Below are 24,590 nucleotides of genomic sequence, written 5' to 3' on the forward strand. Positions count from 1 at the left end.
TACATTAGCGCAGGTACACTAATTCGCGGATGGTGGCGTTTCGCATTTTTTGATCTTGGGTACCTCGCGGCTGACGCGTGTTGCCGACCACCTGCAATTTTCCACCAGGAGGGCACCTTCCGCACCGGGAAGACTGTCAGTGACAAACGCCGTGCTGGCGGAAAAACCGAATTTGTCACTCGTCGTGCTCGCCGGGAAAATACGGATCAACTCCTTGTATGGAAACCTGGATTGGCAGGCTTCCAGATAGCCACTTGTAAAGTCACCGGCAGGACTTGCCATTACCAAGCCGTTATATAGAGACGCTTTGTTGCCAAGGCTGGGATCATCTATCTCTGTTGCAATGTGCAGGACGTTTCCGTCCTGCACAAAGTGCAACTCAAGCGCCCGGCCAAATGTAGACGGCGCACCGTTCATCACACGATCGCAAGCAACAAAGCCTTCATAGCTGCCCGTCCACGAAAACGCTTCGCCCGCATTGGCGGAATTCGACAGAGCCAGAAAGAGGCCTGCTGCGAGCGCCTTGTGCATGTGAACTCTCCGTCGCTGCTCGATGTACCGGATGCCGGCAAACTTCAAACCGCTCGTCCAGCCCGAAGCTATGCAAGCCTAATACCGGCAGCCCTTGATTTTCACCGGCTGCCAGACTGTGCGTGCCGGCTGCACCTGCACCCGGCGGTTGACAGTCTTGTAGACGGCCGGTTGCCTGATCACATGGTTGGAGGCCGGTTGCAGCATCACCTTCTCCTTCACCATGCTGTAGATCGCAGGATGCCGGACGGCGACTTTTGACGCTGCCTGGACCTTTACCCGTTCGCTGACCGCCTGATAGACCGGTGGGTGCTTGACCTTGCACAGCGTCTTGCGGCCCTTGATCATCCGGTATTCCCAGCCGATGCTGGCCTGTTTCACCAGAACATGGCGCTGGCGGGTCTGGTAGACGGCAGGCGTCTTGCGATAGGACACCCGCTCCGGCTGCACCAGAACCCGTCGTTTCTGATAGCCGTATACTGCGGCTTTCTTGACGACCCTGTTGCTGGCGGCCCTGACCAGTACACGCTCCTGCACGGTCTTGTAGACTGCGGGCACAGTTGCCTGCTGATAGCAGGCGATTGCCTTGCCGCCTGCCATTGCCGAAGTGATTAGAAATGGAGTAATTGCCAGCGCGAAAACCGCGCTCCAGGAAATGTAACGCATGAACTTGTCCCCCGGGGTCGGGACGCACTAAAGGGTCCGAACCCTTGTCTGGTGCAGGAAAATGACCTGCAACCTGACTTTAGGGAAATTTACCAAGGCATTAAAGCGAAAATGTTAATTTTCGTTAAGAAGTTGCCGTTTTCAGTTCTTCGGCGACAGCCTGCTCCCTGGTGCCCGTCTCGTAATCCGTATCCTCGTTGATGATGTGGCGGGCCTCTTCCGGCACCCATTCGCCCCAACGCGGCTGCAGTTGATGATCGACGGAAACCCGGTCATCAAACACAAAACATTCGCCCTTCCACAGGCTCTGGTCTTCCGGCACCTTTTCCAGGTAGTTCAATATGCCGCCTTCCAGATGATAGACCTCGTCAAAACCGTTCTTCAGCATCCAGGCAGTCGCCTTCTCACAGCGGATGCCGCCGGTACAGAACATGGCGACTTTCGGTTTTTTCTTCAGGTTCTCCTGCTCGTGCACCCAGTCGGGAAACTCGCGAAAGGACTGTGTTTCCGGATTGAGCGCATTCTCGAATGTTCCAAATGCGAATTCATAGTCATTCCGGGTATCGATGACGACAACATCAGGCTCCGAAATCAGGTCGTTCCAGTCTTCCGGTTTGACATATTCACCGACGATTTCATTCGGATCGATACCGTCGACTGCCAGACGCACGATCTCCTGCTTCAGTCGCACCTTCATCCTTTTGAAAACGTGGCGATGCGTCCAGGCTTCCTTGTGTTTCAGCCCTTCCAGACGCGGGTCGGCGCGCAAGTGCGCAAGCACGGCCTGAACTCCGGATTCCGGGCCGCAAATCGTTCCGTTGATGCCTTCGGCGGCAAGCAGCAGGCTGCCGCGCACGTCGTGTTCAACGCAAAAGGACTTGAGAGGATCGCGCATCTCCTCAAAGTCATCGAGGGGCGTGAAGAGATAAAGGGCGGCAACCAGAAAATCGTTCATCGGGCTTGTTCTTTTTTTGTGGCATACGCCCCGACATGGAGGCGTCCCGGTCCATTCGGGACCGACTGGCGCCTTCTATACAGCGATAGAGCCCCGTCTGAAAAGTCCGCAGTAATTCTGACACCGATCGAACGGGTGCAAAGACACGCAGAGACATTGCGCGAACACGCTCCCAGGCGTCTGATCAAACGACCGCAAAGACGCCTTCAGAGTGTGACAACAGCTTTGATCAGGGTGTCGCGGTCGTTTGCAAGAAGTTGAAACTGGTCGGCAATCTCATGGATCGGAATGGTCCGGGAACACAAGGCGTCCGTGTCGATCAACCCCTCGCGGATGGCCTGCATCACAGTCTCGAAGTCTTCTGCCGTAGCATTGCGGCTCCCGATGATCTGCGCTTCGCGCTTGTGAAACTCCGGGTCATCAAAGCGGATCTGGTCCTTGACCACACTCACCAGCACGTACCGGCTGCCATGCGCAAGCAGCGGGAAACCGGCTTCGATCGCCCGAGCACTGCCGGTTGCGTCAAATACGACGTCAAAACCGTCCGTCAGCGATCCTGCGAGAATATCGTCTCCGACGAGATGAAGATTGTCGAAACCGAATTTGGACGAAGCCTGCCGCAACCGTGCTTCGCTGAGATCGAGAAGGTGAACGTCAGCGCCCCGGATTCGCGCAAACAGGGCTGTTCCGATTCCGATCGGGCCGGCACCCGTCACCAGAACTCGCTCGCCCTCCAGGGCCCCCGCTCTCCTGACGGCATGCGCGCCGATCGCAAGAAACTCCACCATGGCGGCTTGCAGTTCGCTCAGGCCGTTTGCTCGATAAAGGTTGCCGGATGGCACCGCGATCCTTGCACACATGCCCCCTTCCCGGTGAACACCCAGAACTTCAATGCGCTCACAGCAGTTGGGCTTGCCCTTCTTGCAGGCACGGCATTCCCCGCACGACAGGTACGGATTTATGACGACCAGTTCCCCGGCCTTCCATTCTCCAGACGCTTCCGCAATTCGTCCACTGAGCTCGTGACCGATGACGCGGGGATATTCCAGATAGGGATGCTTGCCTTCGAAAATGTGGTAGTCCGTGCCGCAAATACCAACCGCGCATATGTCGACAAGAACCCAGCCGTCTGGCGTTTCAACTGGCAGATCGCGCGTTTGAAGCTGAAAAACACCCGGCTCGACGACAACACCGCTGGCCATCTTGACCGTGCCTGCATCTACTGTTGCCGTTTCAAGCGTCATTGCACCATTTCCCTGCCGCGCGGAACCCAGTCGCCCGGCAATTCGCCCTTGATGATAAGGCTGAGCACATCATCCTTTGTAACATCTTCGATCCCGTGCGAGCCGACGTTCCGGCCCTTGTTCATCACGACCACACGATCACACAATTCGAAAACATCGTGCATGTCATGACTGACAAGCAGTATTCCTATTCCCGTGGATCGCAGCTTCTTGACCAGATCCGCGACCATCGCCGTTTCCGATGGTCCCAGCGCTGCGGTCGGTTCGTCCATAATCAGTATTTTCACATTGAAGTAAATCGCCCGGGCAATCGCGATGACCTGACGTTGCCCGCCCGAGAGCCTGGAGACAGGATCGTCAAGGTTCTTGAAATTCGGGTTGAGCTTGCGCAAGACGCTTATCGCTTCGCCCATCATCTTCCGGTCATCCAGGTTACCGAGTTTCGTCTTCAGTTCGCGCCCCAGAAAGAGATTTGCAGGCGCATTGAGATGATCTGCAAGCGCAAGTGTCTGATATATAGTCTCTATACCAAGGTCTCGGGCTTGATGCGGATTCTGGATATCCGCGATTTCCCCGTTCACCCTGATTGTGCCTTCATTGGCAATCATCGCCCCCGACAATATCCGCATCAGGCACGACTTGCCCGCACCATTGTGCCCGAGCACACCAACCACCTCACCGGCATGAAGATCCAGCGAGACCCGGTCAACGGCGCGAATACCACCAAAGTGCTTTTCAATGCCGGTCATCTGCACCAGTGGTGCCGATTCGCCTTGCTGTACCATCGCGAAGCGCCCCTTTATGAAAAAAACGCCGGGAACCCGAGGAAGAAATGAGCTCCCGGCAAGTTAGGACCTGTCAGTAAAGGACGTTCTGAACCTCTGGCTGGTCGATGTTTTCCTTTGTGGCCAACACGACGCCCGTATCGATGAATTCGGCGACGTTTTCGCCGTTCAGAAGTTTCATGATCGCCTGAACGCCCAATTCACCCATCTGGAATGAGCCCTGAACCGCAGTCCCTGCAAGTGTTCCGTCTCTCACGAAATCCTGAAGGTCGGCGTTCCCGTCGAACCCGAGGGCCGTGATGCTGCCGGCCTTGCCGGCTTGAACGATTGCGCGTCCCATACCGATTGCAGTCGGCTCGTTGGCGCCGAAAATGCCCACCAGATCATCGTTGGCCGCAAGCACATCCGTTGTCTGGTTGAGCGCGGTCGCCATTTGGGACTGCGAGTAGAATGGACCGACGATTTCAATATCGGACTTTTCGTTTATGCGCTTGACGAAACATCCCACACGACCGACTTCCGATCCGACACCGGCAACATAGGACATGACGGCAACCTTGCCGGACGTACCGACTTCAGACAGCATCTTGTCGGCGACAAGCTGACCGGCCGCACAATTGTCGGTCGACAGGAACGCTTGGAAAAATTCCTTGCCGTTTTCGGCGAGGCCGGAGTCGATGATGACAACTGGTATCTGAGCTTCAAACGCTTTCTTGACCGCCGGCACCAGTGCTTCGGGATCGGAAGGCGCAAGCACAATGCCCGAGACGCCGCGGTTGACGGCGTTTTCAACAAGGTTCACCTGATCTGCAATCGCAGATTCCGAAGCCGGCCCGTTGAAGGTCATGGAATGCGCTTCCTGGCCTTCGATCGCGGCGCTGGCGCCCTTGTTCACGTTTTGCCAGAAGTTGGAATTGGTCGTCTTCACGATGACTGCAATCTCACCTGCATGTGCCGCGGCGGCCGTGAGCGCGAGCGCACTAGCCATTACCATGGTCGAAATCAGCTTCTTCATGATGTTCTCCTCCGTTTGAAGACTTGCTGTGATAGCTATCCGGCTTGTCAGCGCCGGTTGCGGATCTGATCGATGTAGACCGCCACAATGACGATCACGCCGATCACGATTTGCTGGATGAATGCTGAAACGCCCGCCATGTTCAGCCCGTTGCGCAGAACGCCGATGATGAACGCACCAATCATGGTGCCGGAGATGTTTCCGACGCCGCCCATGAGCGACGCGCCACCAATCACGGCGGCCGCGATCGCATCGAGCTCGTACATCACCCCTTCGTTAGGCTGCACCGTTACAAGCCTGGACATCAGGACGTTGCCCGCCAGACCGGCAAGGGCACCGGAAAGCGTGTAGGCAAAGATCTTGGTGCGATCGACGAGCACGCCGGAAAGCCGCGCGGCCTCCTCGTTCGAGCCGGTCGCATAGATATGTCTGCCGATCTGGCGCCGGTTCAGAAGATAGGCAGCTGCGATCGCAACGGCTGCCAGCAGGATTGCCGGATAGGGAATTCCGGGAAAAACGACTTTCGGAAAGATGCCCCCCGTCTTTTCGACTATCCTGAACAGCGACCCGTTTCCCAGGATGCCGAAGGCCTCCCCCAGCCTGGAAATCGGAGCCGCACCGGTAAGCTGGAGCGCGACACCACGGGCAATCAGCATCATGCCCAGCGTCGCGACAAAAGGGGTGATCCGCATTTTGGTGACGACAAAACCATTGACGAGGCCGCATGCAGCACCGGCAACAATTCCAAGCGCCATCGCCGGGGCAGTCGGGACACCCGCCTTCACCGCAAGCCCTGTAACAACTCCGGACAGTGCCAGAACCGATCCGACACTGAGGTCGATACCGCCGGTAATGATGACCAGGGTCATGCCGATGCCCAGCAGACCGATTACCGAGGTCTGAAGCAGGACCGTCAGGCCGTTGTTGACCGTCAGGAAAGCGTCGTTGCCAAACGAGAATGCGATCGCAAGCGCCACAAGCGTGAGCAAGGCCGACAGCTTGTGGAACGAGCCGGTTGAAAGCCTGAAACCCGTCGGCAACGGTAATGCCTCCCTTTCAAGATTCGCCATGCATCCTCCCGGGCGAAAATGATTTTAATTATTAAATACAAACTGGCAGTCCTCATCTCCTTCGTCAATTGTTTTTTATTAAATTGTACAAAAAGTGGGAATTGTTATCCGAACCGAATATGCTAATTTCACGGGCATGGCTCGAACTGACGACCGATTCCGAAGCGCTTACAATAAGTTGCTGGACATTTGCACCAACATGGAAGTTGGCGGACAATTGCCGGCGGAAGTCGTGTTGGCCGAGCGAATGGAAGTGAGCCGCACAATTGTACGCTCCGCACTGCACAAGCTGGATGCCGAAAATCTAATTCTCTGGGAAGGCAGACGGAAAACGCTTGTGAAGCGGCCGGACAAACGGCACCGCCTGTCACAATCTGAAAGTCTGCCGACCGGAGAAGAGCTGGAAAGGCGGTTCCTGGAGTGGATCTTGCGTTTTGATGTTCCTGCCGGAACATCCCTCAATATTGCGCAATTGTCGCGGCAATTCGGTGTTCCGGCCCACAGCCTGCAGGCGTTCCTGTCCGGATTGAGCCGCTTCGGTCTGGTTGAACGACGGGCGAAAGGCGGTTGGATCCTTTCAGGTTTTACGGCCGAGTTTGCTGTCGAATTGTCCGATTTCCGTCTTGTGCTGGAAATGAACGCCGTCCGGCACCTCTTGTCGCTGCCGGAGGATCATCAGATCTGGGGCAAATTGAAGGAAATAAGGAAAGAACATGAAGACCTTCGGCGGGATCTGAAGGATCGCTACCACGACTTTTCGACACTGGATGAAAAATTCCATACGACCATAAACAGTGTTGTAAAAAACAGATTTGTACTCGAAGCGCAGAAGCTGATCTCGCTCATCTTTCACTATCACTACATGTGGGACAAACGCGACGAACAGGAACGCAACGCGGCAGCAATCGAAGAGCACCTCGATTGGATCGACGCCATGCTTGCGCAAGACAGGGCCAGGTCGGAGGAGGCCGCCCTCAATCACCTTCGTCGTTCCAAGGAAACGCTGCTGGCATCCCTGAAGAACCACAAGCTTGGGTGACAGCCTTGCAGCAGTCACAGGAACCTGGTGCCATGTTCATTGCGCGACAGAGACGCTACGAAGCCGTCTTTTCGACGATCGCTTCAAGGCGTGGTGCCGAGAAATCCGGATTTTCTTGTCGTGACCAGGAAAGGAAGGATGCGATCCTGCGATTGACTTTGTCGCGATGGTTTTGCGCAATATCGGACAGCCTGTGGTCCAGAAACGGGTTCCTGAACCGGTCGAGGGTGGTTTTCACATAGGCATCAGCCTCCGCTTCCCTCCCATGTAATTGAAACCCGGGAATGACTTCGCGGGCATATACGTCTTCCAGATCTGCAGCGACGGCCTGATCACCAAGCATGTCGCGAACGAATTCGTGTTCCGGTACTTCATTGTTCATCCAACGGGACACGAGATAGGTATGTCCAAGGTTGAGAATGAACAGCTTGAGCGTTTCAACCTGCTCCAGATCGGCAACCACACGAACGCTTGGGTGTGTGCATGGCAACACCAGTCCGGGCTGATCCTCGATCGCCCACAGCGCATAAGGTTCGGCAACAGCTCCCGCAGGCTCAAGGGGTTCGGAAACGATCCGGTCGACAAGTGAGTTGACCCAGATGACATCAGTTTCCAGCCAACGCCGGAATTCGGCCGGGTAGCATTCTGCAATACCAATGACGAGCTCGCGCAGCACCGCGCCGTTTTGAGGGACAAGTTCGGTGGGCATGATCTGGATCGGCTCGCCGTGATTGCTGAACCGTCTGAAAAGCAGCCAGGTCAGCTTTGCCGGATAGGACATGTCCTGCGAATATTGCCTCTGACTGTCGGCTTCGGAGGGCCTGAAACCGGCGTCCGCCGTGTTCGACAGGATTATGCGAGCCTCACCGGACACGATATCGCTCACGATCTCCAGATCATGCGGCAAGGACAGCGCCCTGCTTACGCTGGATACGCGGATCTCGCGGTCGACAAGTCGTCCCTGATCCACTCCTTTGATCCTGATCTCGAAACCGTCCTTGGCCGCAAGCGCGGCAAGACGTCCGGAACGGCTCCTGTCACCACTGCTCTGGACAACGGTTATGGGTCCCAGTGCGTTGCCCCGTTGAAGCGCCTCCGACACGAAGAGATCGGCATGCGCCTGAAGGAAACGGCTTGTGCCGAATTGAACAAGCGGGGTTATGGACATCTCGCCTCCAGATTGGAAAATTGTTTTTTATTAATTTAAACTGAATTGGTCAATTGAATTCACACTTTCCGCAAATCCAGTCTCCAATGTCGCAAGTTTCGCCTGGGTCGGGTGCACTCACGCACATTTTGCAGGCATCGTCACGGCACGAAATTATCTGTTGACTATTCAATGTTCAATTTGACTCGGACAATGAGCGCTTCATCTTAGTTAAAACTGGAAAAGATAATAGAAAATCGATATTATTAGACATGGCTATCAAAATGCATACGGATCCGGCGCAAGAGCCATCCGCGACACAGCGCGCATATCTTGCTATCCGGCGAATGATCCTGATCGGTGATTTGCCACCAGGCGAAAAGCTGAAGATCGAAAAACTGCGTTCCATCCTCGAGATGGGAGGATCCCCTATCCGCGAAGCCCTGACGTTGCTTGTCTCCGACCTGCTTGTGGAACGCCTTGATCAACGGGGATTCCGGACCGCTGAAATCAGTCCGTCCAATTTTGCCGAGATCCTGAACCTGAGATGCCACCTGGAAGAAATGGCGCTCCGAGAGAGCCTTTCAAACGCTGACCACGCCTGGGAAGACAAGCTTGTCATCACCCATCACCGGATGATGCGCGAGCCCCGAACAAACGTCGAACGCTTCGAGGAACTCCACAAGACCTTTCACATGAACCTTCTGAGTGCCTGCCATTCACCGGTACTCCTGAAGTTCTGCAATCAGCTCTATGATTTGAATATTCGCTACCGCTATCTGGCCGGCCGGGCAATCGACTATTCCAAACGCGATATCGGCAAGGAACATACCGATATCATGAATGCCGCGGTTGACAGGGATGCGGACGCCGCTTGCCGGATGTTGCTGGACCATTACCGCAACACAGGCGCGTTCCTGGAAAAGCACTTTTCCACGGAAGCCGCCGAATAGGTCAGACAGGAAGTACAGGGACCACATGCGTCTCGAAGCAACATAGTGCGACAGCGCCAATCCGGACTTTGATTGAAAGCGCAGAGAAGGTCGGCTTCGAGCCCTTCTCCCACGTCCACGAAACAAGACCGATGGCTGCTACGTAGCCGCGACGGAATGGTCTTTCTGGGTTGATGGTCTGGTTGCCGCGATCACTGATCCGCCATGTGTTGAACCAGCGCGGTCAATTGCTTGTCGCCGAAACCTTCGTCCCAAGCAGCCTTAGTCCGCTTGTACATAAGCTGCATGAATTCTGCCGGGGCATCCAGAGACTCAAAGGTTTTCAAGGCATCTTCTTGTGCCATAGCATAGACCTTCATTGATGCTTCTGCATTGTCATAGTCTTCGGCGGGAACAGTCCTGGCAAAGAGATTGTGATAGTCATTGACCAATTTGAGTGTTGCGGGAAGCTGGTCCGAAAAGACTTGCAGGGAAATACCTGCCTTTTGGCAGACAAGCGCGCCAAAGATCATTCCGAACATGAACCCTTGGCGCACGGTGAACAACCCGGCAAACAGCGCGGCAAGAGCAGATGGTCGCTCGCCGACATTGGCCGATTTTCCACCTAAAACTCGAATGATGTCACCGTATCGTTCCCATGTACCGGCGTTCCCGACCGTCAGAATTGTTGTGTCCTCTTTGCCAACTCCGGACGGATAGGCATTGATCATGCCCAACATGTATTCGGCGCCCCTCTCGCCAAGAATCGAAACCAGCGCATCTGCATCGGATGTTTCGCCGGTGCTCATGTCGCAGATGGTCTTGCCCCCAAGGGAAGTGCTTAACTCTTCCACCAACGCCACTGTTTCCTTGTGACTCTTTATGCAGACAATTGCAAAGTTGCTAGCGCCGACAGCTTCGTCCGCCGAGGTGCAGACCTTTGCACCTGCATTGGCCAGCGCCTCCGACTTGCCGGGCGTACGGTTCCAGACGTGGACGTCGTAACCTGCCTCCAGCAGACATCGGGCCAGCGCAGACCCCATTGAGCCGAGACCCAGCACAGCAAGTTTCGTCAATCTTTCCTCCATCAGCAGGTAACGGCTATACCGCCCAGCATGCAACGGAACGGAGATTTTTCTTAGTTGTAAATTTTTCTTTGTTGTTAGATCATCTAACGTATGGATTGGCATACGCTCCCCTCGCTGACGTCGCTCAGGGCTTTTGCCGCCGCCGCAGAGTATCGAAACCTGACAAAGGCTGCAGCAGCTTTGAATGTCACGCATTCCGCAATCAGCCAACAAATTCGCGGCCTTGAGCGGCGACTCGGAACCCGGCTTGTCACGCGCACCCAACACGGAATCTCATTGACCTCGCAGGGCGAACACCTTTCCAAAGGGGTGCTTGAGGCCTTTGCCGCAATGGCCGCCTTGACCGAAACTCTGTCAAATGCGGAAACGATGAGACCCATTCTGGTGTCCGCCACGCCGATGTTTGCCAGTGCCTTCCTGATGCCCCGCCTGTCTGGTTACATGGACAATAACCCAAATATCGAGCTAAGGATCGAGTCGACGATCGAGGCGGTTGACCTGAAGCCCGGAGGTGTTGATCTGGCGATCCGCTATGGAACCGGGCATTGGCCCGGGCTTCAATCGCAGCTTTTGCTACCAGGCTGTTTGACGGTTGTCGCTGCAAGGGAGTTGATTGGTGATCGAACGTTCTCCGACCCCTCTGACCTTTTGGACTTTCCATTGCTGCAGGAGCATGCCTCGGTCGAGTTTGACTTGTGGCTGGAGAAAGTGGGCATCTCGCCGAGTGCAAAACGAAAGGTCATCCGATTACCGGGTAATATGCTGCTGGATGGCATTCGTAGGGGTGACGGTATTGGTGCGACGGTACCCGCATTCATTTCAGATGAACTGAAGTCTGGGAAACTCGTGGCATTGTTCGACGATCCCATTCCTGAAATCGGCTACTATCTGGCCACGCTCCCCGGGACGTGTCGACCGGCCTTGGTGCATTTCATGCGATGGCTTTCTCAGTCCACTACCGAATACGAGAAAACCCTGTACAGATGGAAGACGGCCCATTTGCTCTGAGCACCGCAAAACGGTCATTGGCCCAACGGCATAGTGCGCGTTACAGACCTTCAGACACATTTCGGCGAACGGCAGCCGTACGCAGCCCGGACAGGCCGGACAGGCCGGAATCCTCCAGCTTGTCTGATCTGTTCGCAAGCAGTTCCATGTCAGCTGTCTTCCCGCACAAGCACTAGATCGAAATCCGCCAAAAGATACAGCCCCTCCACTTTTCCGGAGAGTTCATATCCTTCTGCCGGAAACGAACCGGCTGGCTCTTCCACATATGTCATCACCAGATCCTCTCGAACGCCGAACACCGTATCCTCGTCGAGATAGGGATCGTCGTCCGGGAAGATTTCGGTCACCAGTGATTTGAAGCCCGAAGCCTTCACGATGTAGTGCAGGTGCGATGGACGCCACGGATGCCTTCCGCTGGCCCTGAGAATATCTCCAACCGGACCGTCACCTGGAACCGTGTAACTGACCGGTTTGACTGTTGTGAAACCGTAGCGGCCATCTGCTCCTGTCGTTTGAATGCCATGGAACGAGTAAGTGTCCTGTCCCGGATCCTGACTGGAATAAAGGCCGTTGGGTGCAGTCTGCCAGATATCGAGCTCAGCCCCTTCGACAGGGGTGCCGTTTTCGTCCCTGATCGTGCCTGTCGCCAAAAGGACCTGCTCCTTGAAGTCCTTGCGCAAGTCACCCCCGAAAGCCAGCGGCGGCGACCCGGTGATGTGAAACGGCCCCAGGACACTGGAAGATGTGCCCTGCGGACTGGAATGAAGCATATCGACAAGGGATGAAAGGCCCAGAACGTCGGAAAGGAGCACAAACTCGTGCCGTTCCTTGTCCGATATGTTGCCTGCCCATTCCAGGAACTCGATGCCTTTGCGCCACTCTTCGTGCGTCAGGTTCGTTTCTCTTGCAAAATCATGCAGGTGCGTGACGAGGCCCTTCAGAATTTCCTTCAGTCGCGGGTCCGTGTCCGGACCGAAGTAACCCATGAAGACATCGGTTATGTTGTCTTTGGTGACATGACGCATGGAACACCTTTTAGTTCAGGATGGCCAGGCTGAGCGACGGCCAGCGGATGAGAGCGATCAGAACGACCAGCATCACCAGCGCGAATGGAAACGCACCGATGAATACATCCTTCAGCGATATGCGCGGATCGTTCAAAGTCGCTTTGATGACGAAACAGGAAATGCCGAGCGGGGGTGTCAGAAGCCCTATCTCGGCTCCGACAACCGTGACGATGCCAAACCAGACGAGCGACAGTCCCATGGGCTCGACCAGCGGCAGGAACAACGGCACGACAATCAGGATGATGGAGGCGGTATCCAGTATCGTGCCGAGGAAGATCATCAACAACACATAGATGAACATGATCCAGAAGAAGGTCAGCCTGGTGTCGGTGAGCAAGTCACCCAGTTCATTGGGCAGTCCTGCAAGTCCCAGCATCCGGCTGTAGATCGACGCTGCAGTGATCAGGAAAAGGATCGATGCTGTGATGTGGCCGGTTTCAAGAAGAGCATGCCAGAGCGTTTTCAGGGTGAGTTTCTTTCTGAATACGGCAATGATCAGACCCAGCAGGGAACCCGTGGCTCCAGCCTCGACCGGTGTTAGCCAGCCGGTATAAATTCCGCCAAGCACGGCGACAATGAGCACCAGTGTTGGAAGGGTCTTGTCGGCGATTTCCATCGGCGACATCCATTCCATCTCATCCGCCGAACGGCCACCCACATAAGAGGGCGTCAGCCGTCCCATCAAAAAGATGGCGACCACATAGGCAATTGCCAGAAGGATGCCGGGTATCACCCCGGCCAGAAACATGTCGCCGACGCTCTGCTCCGCAACAAAGGAATAGATGATCAGCATCGCTGACGGCGGAATGATCATCCCCAGGACAGAGGATCCGGCAACAACACCGACGGCAAATCGCGGGTTGTAGTCGAAGGCCAGCATTTGCGGCACGGAGACCTTCGAGAAAACCGAGGCAGATGCGATGGAAGACCCCGTCACTGCGGCGAACACGGCGTTGGCACCGACCGTTGCCATGCCGATCCCGCCTTTGACCTTCCTGAACCCCGAGTTCATCACGGTGTATATGTCCGATCCCAGCCCTGCCTTGGAGACAATCAGTCCCATGAAGGTAAAGAGCGGCACCGTCGCAAAGGTATACTCCATGACGCTGTCGCCGATTGCGATCTTGAGAAGGTTGACGGCCAGATCGAAATTGTCCCGCATCAGCAGAATGGATACGAAGGAAACGAGACCGAGCGCAATCGGAATGTAGACGCCGAGATAAACCAGAACGACAATCGCAACGACCGATAGAATGCCGATTTCAAAGGGTGTCACGAGTTTTCCTCTGCATGTTCGTCGAGGCGGACAGGCTCAATCTTCTGATCCGGCCTGACGACCTTGATGAAGAACAGGATGGTGCACAAAAACGCACTGAGGTAGATGGCGAGTTTGATCGGCCACCAGGGAGCGGTAAAGATTCCCGGAACCCCGAAGAAGTCCTTGGTTTCATACATTTCGACGAATTCCGGCCAAATGGCATAAGCCACCAACGCCATGAAAGCTGCCGAAACGAGGTTGATTGTCCGCCTGATCGTGTCGGCCAGCCTGGGACGTGTTGTTGACAGGAGGGTCAGAAAACCGTCCGAACGCGTCAACCTGTTCATGCGCACGACGTCGGGAAGCTGAAGGAAGACGATCAGCACCATGGAAAACTGGACGACTTCATAGGCCCCTCTGAAGGGGGCATTGAAGAAGCCGCGCGCCACGACGTCGTAATTCACGATCAGTACCAGACCGAGCACGATGAGTGTACCAACGGCGTTGGCGCCGATCGCAACCCCGTTGGCAAGTCGAGACAAGGCGCGAACGCCAGTAAGTATTGGACGCAGCATACTGGCGCTCCCGCTGTTTACGGTCCGGCTACTGGGACAGTTCAGCCGACCAGTCACGGGTCGGAGAATAACCTGCATCCTGTAGTTTGGTCATGTAGGCTTTCAGCATATCGCTGCCCGGTTCACCCTTGGAGTCCAGCTGAGCGGCCCATTCCACCGCAAGGTTCGGCATGGCTGCTGCCCATGCTTCACGTTCGGCTGCGTCCATTTCAACGATGGTACCACCCGCTTCGACGTATTTGTCGCGGCTGGCCTGCGCGCGATCCATGGCAAGACCGGCAACATGGTCCCGATATTCGACGGCAACCTCCTGCAACACGTCCTTGACCTCATCGGGAAGCTTGTCCCAATAGTCCTTGTTGACCGTGATCGTCTTGGAGTTGACCGCTCCAAGGTCGGCTTTCAACATGTAGGGTGCGACCTCTGCGATCTTGAATGTACTCGCCGCCTCCGGCCACAGCATCGCTTTGTCGACAAGCCCTGTCTGAAGCATGTTGTAGAAATCCGTCAGACCGCCACGCACTCCAGCAGCGCCGTCAATGCCTTCAAGATAGCGCAGGTTCATGCCTGCACCCGCGACCTTTTTGCCTTCCAGGTCCGAAATGCTGCTGATCGGTTCTTTCGAAAACACCTGATATGTGTCCAGCACAACGCCGGTCGCCAGATAAACCTGGTTCTGACTTTCGAATTCCTTCTGCATGGTCGGATATTCTTTGGCGATTTCGTCGACTGCCTTGGCAACCGCCCTGGAATCAGGCGCGATGAAAGGGGTCACTGCGGAAATCGCCTGGGTCGGCAGTTTCGAGGAATGGAATATGGTCGTAACGATGCCGATGTCACCGAGACCCAGCTTTATTCCTTCCAGAACACCCTTCGGCTTGACGATGGACCCGCCATAGCTTTCCTGCCAGTCCATTTCATAGTTGCCGGTTTCCGCCAGGCGCTTGTCGACCTCGGGGATGAAGAAGTTCGTGAACTCTTTAACCCACAAGGCCCGTGCGGGATAGCCGTCGATGACCACCGCCTTGATGGTTTCGGTTGCAAACGCAGGCAGTGACGTGGCGCTCAGGAGCGCCAGCGCAAGAGCACTCCGTCTTGTCAGTTTTCCAATCATGGCATTCTCCTCCCAAAGAAAAGTGACCGATCAGGCTTTTTGCCAGATCGTTTCAAGTGCGGTCCCGGATTGTTCAAACAGTTTGGACAAGGGACAGAATTTGGCGACGTTTGACGCAACCCGCGAAAGATCCTCTTCCGTTGCGGTTCCATCACTTGTCACCACCTGTCGCAGCGCGACGAAAGGGACGTCTATTTCTTCTTCAAGCGTAACGCCGCGGCGATCGAACTCGCAGGTTATTTCAATCGATAGATGTCCGATATCGACACCCAGCTTGCCGGCACATTTGTTGCCGATGACATTCGTGCATCCCGCAAGCGCAGCAAGCGCTGCTTCGGTGGGTGCCGGACCCATGTTGGTGCCACCGCGCACCTCCGGTTCATCAATGGAAAACGTCAAATCCCGGATGGTCACGTCCATTCTGGAATGACTGAGACCGTCACCCTGTGTACGGAGCTTGACGATTGTTTTTTCTCTCAGGGCCACGGTCCAGACCTCACAGAAACTTGCAGGCTTTGTCGAACGGCAAACGGGGCAGTTTGTGAAACAGCGCCGTTTCATCCGCATAACCGAGGTTGCAAAGGAAATTCGACTTCAAGGTCGTGCCAGAGAAGAACTCCTCGTCGACAATCTTGTTGGAAAACCCTGACATGGCTCCGACATCGAGCCCGAGTGCGCGCGCGGCAATCATGAAATATGCGCCCTGCAAGGTCCCGTTTCGAAAGGCGGTCGCCTCGGAATGTTCTGCCTTGCCTTCGAAGTGAGGTCGCCGGTCCTCATGCGGAAACAGGTAGGGCAACTCCTTCCAGAACTCGACATCGTGGGCGATGATCACGGTCACCGGCGCCGACATCATCTTGTCGATGTTCTTGTCCTTGAGAGCCTTTGTCAGGCGTTTCTTGGCTTCTGGCGTCTCAATGAAGAAGAACCTTGCCGGACAGGTGTTCATGCTGGTCGGGCCGGAAGCGGTAATGTCGTAGATCGTTTCCAGCATTTCACGCGGCACCGGCTTGTCTTGCCAGGCGTAATGGGATCTGGCACCGCGCAGGATCAGATCGATACCGTTGTTGTCCAGCCTGCCTATCCGTTCGCGCAAGCCCCGAATTTGGGCGTGTGCTTCGGCACGCAGTTTCTCCAGAGTTTCACCGGTTGGAGCCTTGGACACGGCCATGGTCATTCCGCTGCCTCCGTTGCAACGATGTCCTCTTCGGCAACGACCGGATTGGCACAGATGCCGATACCTTCAATTTCCACTTCAACAGTTTCACCAGGCCGCAGCCATCTTTGAGGCGTCTTGGCGTGCCCAACGCCCGGCGGTGTTCCCATCGCCAGCATGTCGCCCGGCTGGAGCGTCGTGAATTCGGAGATTGTCGCGATGGTCTTGGCGACGCTCCACAGCATGTCGGATGTGGTCGCACTCTGCAGGATTTCCTGCCCGACCCTTGATTCGATCTTCAATCCATCTGCCCCATCGGGCAATTCATCCGGGGTGACGACAACAGGACCGACCGGGCCGGTTCCATCAAAGTTCTTTCCGGGTGTCCACTGATGCGTCTTGCGCTGATATTCGCGAACCGAACCATCGTTGAATATCGTATACCCGAATACGTGCTCGAGGGCGTCCTGCTCGCGTATGTGCTTGCCACCCTTGCCGATGATCACCATCAACTCCGCCTCGTAATCCAGCTGCTCTGAACAACTGGGCCGGATCATCGGTGCGCCCGCAGGGATCATGGAGGTGGTGCAGCGCATGAACAACGCCGGATAGGAAGGAATGTCGTAGCCCCCCTCCTTGATGTGATCGACGTAGTTCAGGCCGAGGCAAATGATCTTTCCCGGACGATCCACCGGAAGGCCGGGCGTCAGCGATGACAGCGGCTCAGCGTCCGTCTTGTCCTTTGACGCGATGACATCCCCCAGGTTGACATCTCCCTGGATCAACGCGCTCAATTCGGTTCCGACGGCGCTGTCGACCACTGTCAGGTTCCAGGCCCACTCGCCATCCACGAGGTAGACACCCTTACCTGACACTCCTGTTCCCACTATGAATCGCATGCTAGCCTCGGTGTTTCCAATTTTTTTGTTACTTTGACGACTATTTTTAATATTGTCAAATAATATCGATTTTTTTATTCTAGGTAAAATTGGAGGTGACACATGCCAAAATGGTCTGACTACAAACGCATTGCCAAGGAGCGGGGAGCTCTGGCACTTGAGCTTTATGTCGTGAACACAACCCCGGCCGGGCCGGACGTCGATTTGCCCGGAACACTGCCGGACCATCTTGCCTATCAGGCAAGATTGGAAAACGAAGGCAAGCTGGCATTTGCCGGCCCTGTGTCCGATTTCACCGGGGAAGACCTGAACGGCGAAGGCATGATTGTCTATCGCGCCGGTTCTCTTGAGGAAGCCAGGCGTTTTGCCGAGGAAGACCCGATGCACAAAAGGGGTGTGCGAACTTTCACGATCAGGCGCTGGCTTATCAATGAAGGCAGCTTCACGCTTTCGGTCGGCCTGTCCGGAAACAGGATCGATCTGTCCTGATCTGGCGGTGCATCGGTCTGATTTTACGTCTTAAAGCCAATTGGGTGACCGGTGACACTGCTCTATGTCTATTGGACAGGCGGCAAATCATCATCCGGTGAAACCGATTGCCGCGGAATTGCGTTGAGACTGTCCAATTCTGGTGCCTGGCAGCAGTCTGGCAGTTATTGGTTCTTGGAGAGGCGTATGACGATTCTCGGTGACTTGCTGTCGACGATCTTTGAACGCAGATACCTGACGGCAGCGCTGGACAAACCGGACGCCCGCTCGATGGAAGAGCTGATAAGTGCCCTTGTCGGGGCAACAGGAGAGGTTTCGGGGCTGTCCGCCGCCAATCATATCTTGAAGCGGTACCGGGAGATGAATGACGAGGAAAAGCTCGCTTTTTTCCGTCATCTTTCCAGCAATATGAATATCGATCCGGACAAGGTTCGCAGCGCGCTGGAAGCTTATGAAGCAGATCCGAGCAAGCAGAGCTACCGCGCATTCATGTCATCAGTCGAGCCGGACAGACAGGAACTGATCCGCCGTTTGAACCAGATTCCCGGTGCGACCGAAGCCCTTGTACAGATGCGTGCCGATCTGCTCAGGCTTGGCAGGGGCGATCCCCGGCTCCAGGCGCTTGATCAGGACTTCCGCCATCTGTTTCTCTCCTGGTTCAACCGGGGCTTCCTCGTTTTGCGCCCGATCAGTTGGGAAAGCCCGGCGCATATCCTGGAAAAGATCATCGCCTATGAATCCGTTCATGAAATTGCCAGCTGGGAAGACCTGCGACGCCGGCTTGTACCGGGTGACCGAAGGTGCTTTGCGTTTTTTCACCCCACAATGCCGGACGAGCCCCTGATCTTCGTTGAGGTCGCCCTGACGAGCGCCGTCCCCGGGTCCATTCAGGATCTTCTGGCGGAAGACCGGGAAACGCTTGCTGCAGACGAGGCCCGAACGGCGGCATTTTATTCAATATCAAACTGTCAGCCGGGTCTGGCGGGAATTTCCTTCGGCAATTCGCTGATCAAGCAGGTGGCGGCGGATCTGGCAACCGAATTGCCTGCCCTGAAGACCTTCGTGACCCTGTCCCCCATTCCGGAGCTGACAAACTGGCTGAAGTCGGAGGACATCCTTTTCGAGGATGCAGATGCAAAACAGATCAGGACACTTGCCGCCCATTACCTGATGTCGGCAAAGCGGCCTGACGGACTTCCGCTGGATCCGGTTGCCCGGTTTCATCTCGGCAACGGTGCAATGATCCATGCCGTTCATGCAGAGGCCGACCTGTCTCCAAAGGGACAGGCCCAGTCGGCCGGTGCAATGGTCAACTATCTTTATGACCTTCCGAAGGTGGCGCAAAACCATGAGCGCTTTGCCACCGCAAAAGAAATCACGGCGTCTTCGGAAATCCGCGGTCTGGATGCCTCAGCGAAAAAGCTGGATCTCAGGCGTTCCGAAAGCGAGCCGGTCGCCAATTGACATTTCTGTCAGCCGCAGAGTGATCACTTTTCCGATTTTTAATCGATGAAGAATTGAACAATTTTTAAAAATCGATATTATTAAAAGAAAAACATTTAAATCGATTGGAGAAGGAGAGAATGTCGCGAACGCTTTTGAAAGCGGCTCTTTTCGGCGCCGGTGTGATCGCTGCGAGCGGAGCACTGGCAGAAAATTGCCTCAAAGTCACGCTGACCGGCACCCAGGGTGGACCTCCCGTATTCAAGGGACAGGCAGGTGCGGGAACGCTTGTTCAATACGGTTCGGTTGAAAACAAATGTGATGACGTGCGGCTTCAGTTCGATACAGGACGCGGCACGACGCAGCGCCTGAGTGAAGCCGGCGTGCCGGTCGGCAAACTCGATGCGGTGTTTCTCACGCATTTGCATTCAGATCATTCCGAAGGTCTCGCCGATATCATGCAATTGCGGTGGCACTTCAATTCTCAGGGGCCGAAAGTTGACCTTGTCTGCAGCGAGGAGACCAAGTCTCCGCTCGGCTTCGCACTGAGTTGCCAACGTTTTGCCACCCATATCGGCGACCCCTTGATAAACTCCGGCGAGATCGCCCAGCGCCTTGCTGAAAACAAGAAACGTTTGCCTGGCGGACCTGCCGAATTGCTTCAGGTCAGGGACTTTTCACCCAAAGACGAGGCAAGCGAAGTCTGGTCGAAGGGTGACGTCAAGGTGAGCGCGATCAGGTCGACACACATTGCCGGTCACGCGTCCTACAGGGTCGACACGCCAGCCGGAAGTGTCGTGATCGGTGGCGACGCAGGCAATGATGTCCGCAAGCCTCCGCGCGAGACCTCGACTTCGGATCAGGTGGAAAAACTGGCAAAAGACGCCGACATCATCGTTCATTCCACAATTCACCCGGTCATGGGGCCGGACGGCGGCACAGGCTTTCCGCCTCCGATTTACTACCGGCAAAGCAACGCGACGGATCTAGGTCATCTGGCTAAACGGGCTGGCGTCAAGCAATTGATGCTAACCCACCTGATCCCGCCGGTTGGTGCCCCCCGTCAGGGCCCCTACAAGCTCCCGAAGGGGGCCCTGACGGACGACGACTACCGCTCGGCAGTCGCTGACAGCGGATTTGAAGGAGAAACGATTGTCGGAAAGGATCTGGTATCGGTGACGCTAATGCAGCAGAACTGAATCCCAAAAAACAATCTGAACTGAAAGGCCGGCCCGTAAACATCGGGACCGGCCTTTGTTTTTGCATCAATTGGAGACTTGGATGGATTTGACGCGGTGAGGTCATGATTTTGACGCATCAGTCTCGCATGGGGACGCCCGGGCTTGAGAAATACCGCTGCAGGTCTTTCGAAAATGGACTGATACCGCCTGTTCACCTATTCAAGACAGCTGACAAGACCGCGATATGACGATCGACTTTTCCAGTATTTTCCATCAGGATTCCGTGCTTGTGATCTTCACGATCATTGCCATCGGTTACCTGATCGGCAACATTCGGATCGCCCGGTTCGAAATCGGTGTCACCGGTGGCGTGCTTCTGTGTGCATTGCTGTTCGGTCACTACGGTTACACGATCGATCCTATCGTCCAGTCGATCGGTTTCACGCTCTTTATCTATTCCGTCGGCTGGCAGGCCGGACCGCAGATCCTGAACGTCTTGCGTCAGGATGGTCCGAAGTATCTTGTTCTGACACTGTTCATGACCGCCGGCTCCTTTCTGCTCGTTCTTGGATTGGCGTGGCTTACCGGCCTCTCCAATTCCTTTGCCGCCGGCCTTATGGCAGGCAGCCTGACCAGCACCCCCACGCTCGTCGGCGCCCAGAATGCCGTTTCATCGGGCCTTGTCTCCCTTCCCACAGGAGAAACGGCAAACAGTCTGATCGAGAGCATCAGCGTTGCCTATGCCATTACATATATTTTCGGAACGGTCGGTCTGCTGCTGGTCGTCAAGCTGCTGCCGAACCTGCTCAGGACAGACCTTGCCGCAGCAGCGGAAACCTTCGCCAACGAGCGCGGGTTCAAGGCGGAAAACGTGGAAGAAAAGATCGAAAGACCGATCTTGCGAGCCTATGAACTGGATGACCCGGGCCTGAACGGCATGACCATTGCCGAAGCTCTGGCGGCCCGCACCACCAAGGAAATCAGCTACAAGTCTCTTTATAGGCTGAAACGGGGGGCAGAGCTTATCGATCCGCAGCCCGAAACGGTGATTGAAACCGGCGATAAGGTTGCGGTCTTCGCGACACCGGAAGAGCACGCCAAGGCGCGAGATCTTTATGGGCTCGGAGCGGAAGTTCTGGACAGGGATCTGATCGATGCGGTCGTTGATGTTGCCGAAGTCGTGGTGACCAACCCGATGTCGGTCGGCAAATCGCTGGAACAGATCGGTACCTACGAACGGCACGGCTGTTATCTGACGCGGATCACCCGCTCCCAGATTCAGCTGCCCCTTGCGCCCGGGACGGTTGTCCAGCGCGGTGACGTCATGATCCTGACCGGAGAAAGACGTGCGCTCGACCGTGCGATTGCCGAACTTGGCGCTGAAGACCGCAAGGCCGTTGAAACGGACCTGCTGACGTTCGCTGCCGGGATTGTCTTCGGCCTGATGCTCGGTCAGATCACCGTCAAGGTCGGCGATATCAATGTCGGAATAGGAACCGCAGGCGGTTTGCTGGTTGCCGGGATTTGTGTCGGTTTCTTGCGGGCAAATCGGCCGACCTTCGGGCGCATGCCGGCGGCCGCCAGATTTATCCTGATGGAACTTGGTCTGCTTCTGTTCATGGTCGGCGTCGGACTGAATGCGGGAGGCGGTATCGCAGAGGCGATAGGATCCGTCGGACCGGTGCTGTTTGTTTCGGGTGTCGTCGTGACGTGCCTGCCTCTGTTGTGTGGATACGCATTCGGACGGCTTGCCCTTGGCATGAACCCGGCATTGCTACTGGGAGCACTTACGGGAGCCATGACCAGCACCCCTGCCCTCGGCATTGTCCAGCAGGCGGCCAAAAGCACCGTGCCTGCACTCGGTTACGCCGGCACCTATGCGCTGGCGAACGTGCTCCTGACGCTTGCCGGCACCATGATCATGCTGCTCTGAATTTTCTGAACCGCTGCTGCCCGCCCGTGCAAGGTCCCGCCTCAAGACTGCGATACCGATGATTTGCCGGATCGATGTCTAAGGTTTCGGCCGGCCCGAAAGCGCTGCTGTCAATCGCGCATCTTCCAGATAAGGATCATGTCCGAAGCGGATCAACCCCTGGCGCTGCACCCAGACCGACTGGTGTGAGACAACTGCCATCAATCCGCCACGAGCCGGAAAAGTCACTGTGTCCCGCCGTGAAATCCGGTCTTCGATACCATCGACCGGCAAAACGCGCGGTTCGATGATCTTGTCCAGGATGTCGAGGCCGTTAACGATCCCGAATGCCGTTTTCGGCAGGTAGGGATTGCAGAAAAGTCCGTCTTCCGGCGCAGCGTCCAGGTCAAAGAGCGACAACCGGTGTTCCTGCCTCAACCTGTAGGCATATTTCCCAAGCGGGTTCTCGCTGGAAGCAGGCAGGTACAACGCATACTGCTCCCGGTTGCTTGCCCGTTCCAGGTCCCGAATGGTTGCCTGTTTCCAGGGAAGCGCATCAAGTGGAACGTCGGCCCCGCTGCGCTTCAGATAATAGCCTGCGGCTTCGACCTGTTCCGGATCCTGCTGCAATCGCGGCAGAAGCTCCTTGCCGAAGAATTCCCATGGCACCTGCCAGGTTGGATGGAATGTCACTGCCTCGATGGTGGTCGCCATCGTCGTATGGTTCCTGTCAGGACAGTTTGGATAGGCCTGGCCTTCCTGGACGACCCGCCCGTTGTCCAGAAACACATAGGTGTTTTCGCCCTTGTTGATATAGAGCTGCAGGCGGGCATATTCGTTTGGAAGCCACCGGATCCGCTCCATGGCATTGGTAAGCTGCTCGATGCGCCTTCCGACCGGTATGTTCAGTGCCCGGATCAGCTCCGGTGTGACCCGCCCGGAAACGTCCAGCCCGTAGCGCTGCCGCGCCTGTCCGACTGCAAAAGCGAGACGCTTGTCGAAAAACTCGTCGTCTGACGCATCCGCAATCAGGCCGTCTTCCAGCAGACGTTTGCGGAGTGCAGGTACTTCTGGAGCGCTCTGTCCTGCCTCGACTGCCTCCCCGGGTTCCAGATAGGTGAAGCCGCCGGATTTCCGGACCTCATGAAGTTGCTGCAAATGCGCTTTCAAGCGTCGATAGGTGTCGTCTTGCGGCTGCCAGTCCGCGATAAATATGTCCATGTCTTCCGAGGCAACCAGCCGTGACAGCGCATCAACCGCATCGATCGAGTTGAACGGCATGTAGGCATCCGGATAAAGAACCCTCGGCGAGACACGACCTGCGCGCAGGTCATGCACGTAGTCCAGGAAGTGCCCGGTATGAAGCAGTTCGACCCACGCAACGTCCGCAGCCGAGGAAAGACTGTTTAGCGAGGCCGTCGCCTTCACAAGCACTTCGGCCGGATAGTCTTCCGGCCGCAATCCCTCACGATCGGCGTTTTCCATGTGACTGGTGAGCTCAAGACTGCGAGGCTGGTTCAACCAGAGGACTTCACCCTGGTCGGAATTGTAGAAGGCAGCAATCTCGTTGCGTCGCTTTTCCACGATAAGAGGCAACCGCTCCGGATCGGACAAAAGCCATCGGACATTTTCCAGAATTTCATTCGCGCGAACGAAGCTGGGGTTGACGAGCAGACCGACGATAAAAACGGCCAGATATCCAGCGACACCCCGATTGACCCAGTTTCGCTTCCAGTTGTCATCGGCATTCATCATCAAATCTCTCGGTCGAATCTGCTTGTGTCGGTTCCAGAGACAATACGCAGCAGCCTTGCAGGTGGATGCCACTGAACATGTTCCCAAACGCCATCTCATGCTTGCGGAATGCAGCCGGTCAGGTACGAAGTTCATTCGTACTGCTTCCAAGGATATTTCACCGGACGTTTCTCCGACATGCAACCCGAAAGAACAACACAGGGTCAGGTCGGGAGTGGAATTGGCAGATCGGGTGCCGTTACCGGTCAACCGACATGCTGA

24 protein-coding genes are annotated in these 24,590 nt (G+C 55.8%); 7 read left to right on the forward strand and 17 right to left on the reverse strand.

All coding sequences use genetic code 11. From position 1 onward, the window contains the following. Positions 1 to 18: 18 nt before the first annotated feature. The 7 genes from ACO6TI_RS25745 to ACO6TI_RS25775 all read right to left on the reverse strand — a co-directional run bounded on the left by ACO6TI_RS25745 (position 19) and on the right by ACO6TI_RS25775 (position 6,266). Positions 19 to 531 (reverse strand): hypothetical protein, encoded by a 513-nt coding sequence (locus ACO6TI_RS25745; protein ID WP_422383643.1) that lies wholly within the window; start codon positions 529 to 531, stop codon positions 19 to 21. A gap of 78 nt (positions 532 to 609) precedes the next feature. Further along, positions 610 to 1,197, reverse strand: coding sequence for a hypothetical protein (locus tag ACO6TI_RS25750; RefSeq protein WP_055116728.1), 588 nt, complete (start codon positions 1,195 to 1,197; stop codon positions 610 to 612). Positions 1,198 to 1,321: 124 nt separating this feature from the next. Then, on the reverse strand, positions 1,322 to 2,152 hold the full coding sequence (locus tag ACO6TI_RS25755; RefSeq protein WP_055116729.1) for a rhodanese-related sulfurtransferase: 831 nt from the start codon (positions 2,150 to 2,152) through the stop codon (positions 1,322 to 1,324). A 206-nt stretch (positions 2,153 to 2,358) separates the two neighbouring features. After that, the gene (locus ACO6TI_RS25760) at positions 2,359 to 3,354 is read right to left on the reverse strand and encodes a zinc-binding alcohol dehydrogenase family protein (RefSeq protein ID WP_055117034.1); all 996 of its coding nucleotides are present in this window, start codon (positions 3,352 to 3,354) and stop codon (positions 2,359 to 2,361) included. A gap of 38 nt (positions 3,355 to 3,392) precedes the next feature. Continuing rightward, positions 3,393 to 4,181 carry an ATP-binding cassette domain-containing protein gene (locus tag ACO6TI_RS25765; protein WP_055116731.1) on the reverse strand — a complete coding sequence of 263 codons (789 nt, stop codon included), beginning with the start codon at positions 4,179 to 4,181 and terminating at the stop codon, positions 3,393 to 3,395. Positions 4,182 to 4,254: 73 nt separating this feature from the next. Continuing rightward, positions 4,255 to 5,196 (reverse strand): ABC transporter substrate-binding protein, encoded by a 942-nt coding sequence (locus ACO6TI_RS25770; protein ID WP_422383644.1) that lies wholly within the window; start codon positions 5,194 to 5,196, stop codon positions 4,255 to 4,257. Between the two features lie 47 nt (positions 5,197 to 5,243). After that, on the reverse strand, positions 5,244 to 6,266 hold the full coding sequence (locus tag ACO6TI_RS25775; protein WP_104704051.1) for an ABC transporter permease: 1,023 nt from the start codon (positions 6,264 to 6,266) through the stop codon (positions 5,244 to 5,246). A 199-nt stretch (positions 6,267 to 6,465) separates the two neighbouring features. Here ACO6TI_RS25775 and ACO6TI_RS25780 point away from each other — a divergent pair, with 199 nt between their 5' ends. Further along, a complete protein-coding gene (locus tag ACO6TI_RS25780; protein ID WP_409855624.1) occupies positions 6,466 to 7,305 on the forward strand; it encodes a GntR family transcriptional regulator in 840 nt (279 codons plus the stop codon). 55 nt (positions 7,306 to 7,360) lie between these two features. Here the strand turns inward: ACO6TI_RS25780 and ACO6TI_RS25785 are convergent, their stop codons facing one another. Continuing rightward, positions 7,361 to 8,473 carry a mannitol dehydrogenase family protein gene (locus ACO6TI_RS25785; RefSeq protein ID WP_422383645.1) on the reverse strand — a complete coding sequence of 371 codons (1,113 nt, stop codon included), beginning with the start codon at positions 8,471 to 8,473 and terminating at the stop codon, positions 7,361 to 7,363. 251 nt (positions 8,474 to 8,724) lie between these two features. Between ACO6TI_RS25785 and ACO6TI_RS25790 the strand changes: the two genes are divergently transcribed. After that, positions 8,725 to 9,405, forward strand: a complete 681-nt coding sequence (locus ACO6TI_RS25790) for a GntR family transcriptional regulator (protein WP_196877023.1) — start codon at positions 8,725 to 8,727, stop codon at positions 9,403 to 9,405. 191 nt (positions 9,406 to 9,596) lie between these two features. On the opposite strand, the gene ACO6TI_RS25795 is transcribed toward ACO6TI_RS25790, so the two are convergent. Then, a complete protein-coding gene (locus ACO6TI_RS25795; RefSeq protein ID WP_281929540.1) occupies positions 9,597 to 10,736 on the reverse strand; it encodes an NAD(P)-dependent oxidoreductase in 1,140 nt (379 codons plus the stop codon). Here ACO6TI_RS25795 and ACO6TI_RS25800 point away from each other — a divergent pair. Beyond that, the gene (locus ACO6TI_RS25800; RefSeq protein ID WP_368681474.1) at positions 10,632 to 11,480 is read left to right on the forward strand and encodes a LysR family transcriptional regulator; all 849 of its coding nucleotides are present in this window, start codon (positions 10,632 to 10,634) and stop codon (positions 11,478 to 11,480) included. The two genes, ACO6TI_RS25795 and ACO6TI_RS25800, sit on opposite strands and share 105 nt — an antisense overlap. Before the next feature lie 149 nt (positions 11,481 to 11,629). On the opposite strand, the gene ACO6TI_RS25805 is transcribed toward ACO6TI_RS25800, so the two are convergent. From ACO6TI_RS25805 to ACO6TI_RS25835, 7 genes are read right to left on the reverse strand one after another with little or no spacing between them, the layout of a single operon-like run. After that, positions 11,630 to 12,505, reverse strand: coding sequence for a dioxygenase (locus tag ACO6TI_RS25805; protein ID WP_422383646.1), 876 nt, complete (start codon positions 12,503 to 12,505; stop codon positions 11,630 to 11,632). 10 nt (positions 12,506 to 12,515) lie between these two features. After that, the gene (locus tag ACO6TI_RS25810) at positions 12,516 to 13,823 is read right to left on the reverse strand and encodes a TRAP transporter large permease (RefSeq protein ID WP_055116743.1); all 1,308 of its coding nucleotides are present in this window, start codon (positions 13,821 to 13,823) and stop codon (positions 12,516 to 12,518) included. Next, positions 13,820 to 14,380 carry a TRAP transporter small permease subunit gene (locus ACO6TI_RS25815; protein WP_055116744.1) on the reverse strand — a complete coding sequence of 187 codons (561 nt, stop codon included), beginning with the start codon at positions 14,378 to 14,380 and terminating at the stop codon, positions 13,820 to 13,822. Before ACO6TI_RS25815 ends, ACO6TI_RS25810 begins: the two co-directional genes overlap by 4 nt. 28 nt (positions 14,381 to 14,408) lie before the next feature. Continuing rightward, entirely contained in the window at positions 14,409 to 15,494 is a 1,086-nt protein-coding gene (locus tag ACO6TI_RS25820) for a C4-dicarboxylate TRAP transporter substrate-binding protein (protein ID WP_055116745.1), read from the reverse strand. 30 nt (positions 15,495 to 15,524) lie between these two features. Then, on the reverse strand, positions 15,525 to 15,980 hold the full coding sequence (locus ACO6TI_RS25825) for an OsmC family protein (protein WP_422383647.1): 456 nt from the start codon (positions 15,978 to 15,980) through the stop codon (positions 15,525 to 15,527). A 10-nt stretch (positions 15,981 to 15,990) separates the two neighbouring features. After that, the gene (locus tag ACO6TI_RS25830; protein WP_104704056.1) at positions 15,991 to 16,671 is read right to left on the reverse strand and encodes a malonic semialdehyde reductase; all 681 of its coding nucleotides are present in this window, start codon (positions 16,669 to 16,671) and stop codon (positions 15,991 to 15,993) included. Next, positions 16,668 to 17,549: a fumarylacetoacetate hydrolase family protein gene (locus tag ACO6TI_RS25835; protein WP_055116747.1), complete on the reverse strand. Its 882-nt coding sequence runs from the start codon at positions 17,547 to 17,549 to the stop codon at positions 16,668 to 16,670. Before ACO6TI_RS25835 ends, ACO6TI_RS25830 begins: the two co-directional genes overlap by 4 nt. A 102-nt stretch (positions 17,550 to 17,651) precedes the next feature. Here ACO6TI_RS25835 and ACO6TI_RS25840 point away from each other — a divergent pair, with 102 nt between their 5' ends. From ACO6TI_RS25840 to ACO6TI_RS25855, 4 genes are all read left to right on the forward strand, one after another. Then, positions 17,652 to 18,038, forward strand: coding sequence for a YciI family protein (locus ACO6TI_RS25840; protein ID WP_422383648.1), 387 nt, complete (start codon positions 17,652 to 17,654; stop codon positions 18,036 to 18,038). Positions 18,039 to 18,224: 186 nt separating this feature from the next. Then, complete coding sequence (locus tag ACO6TI_RS25845) at positions 18,225 to 19,502, forward strand: malonyl-CoA decarboxylase domain-containing protein (protein WP_422383649.1); 1,278 nt, start codon at positions 18,225 to 18,227, stop codon at positions 19,500 to 19,502. A 119-nt stretch (positions 19,503 to 19,621) separates the two neighbouring features. After that, positions 19,622 to 20,680, forward strand: coding sequence for an MBL fold metallo-hydrolase (locus tag ACO6TI_RS25850; protein WP_196917233.1), 1,059 nt, complete (start codon positions 19,622 to 19,624; stop codon positions 20,678 to 20,680). 226 nt (positions 20,681 to 20,906) lie between these two features. Beyond that, positions 20,907 to 22,595 (forward strand): aspartate:alanine exchanger family transporter, encoded by a 1,689-nt coding sequence (locus tag ACO6TI_RS25855; protein WP_196877027.1) that lies wholly within the window; start codon positions 20,907 to 20,909, stop codon positions 22,593 to 22,595. Positions 22,596 to 22,673: 78 nt separating this feature from the next. Here the strand turns inward: ACO6TI_RS25855 and ACO6TI_RS25860 are convergent, their stop codons facing one another. Continuing rightward, a complete protein-coding gene (locus tag ACO6TI_RS25860) occupies positions 22,674 to 24,329 on the reverse strand; it encodes a hypothetical protein (RefSeq protein WP_159100707.1) in 1,656 nt (551 codons plus the stop codon). Between the last annotated feature and the right edge of the window lie 261 nt (positions 24,330 to 24,590).

This window comes from Roseibium album (genome assembly GCF_965233825.1).
GTDB lineage: Bacteria > Pseudomonadota > Alphaproteobacteria > Rhizobiales > Stappiaceae > Roseibium > Roseibium album.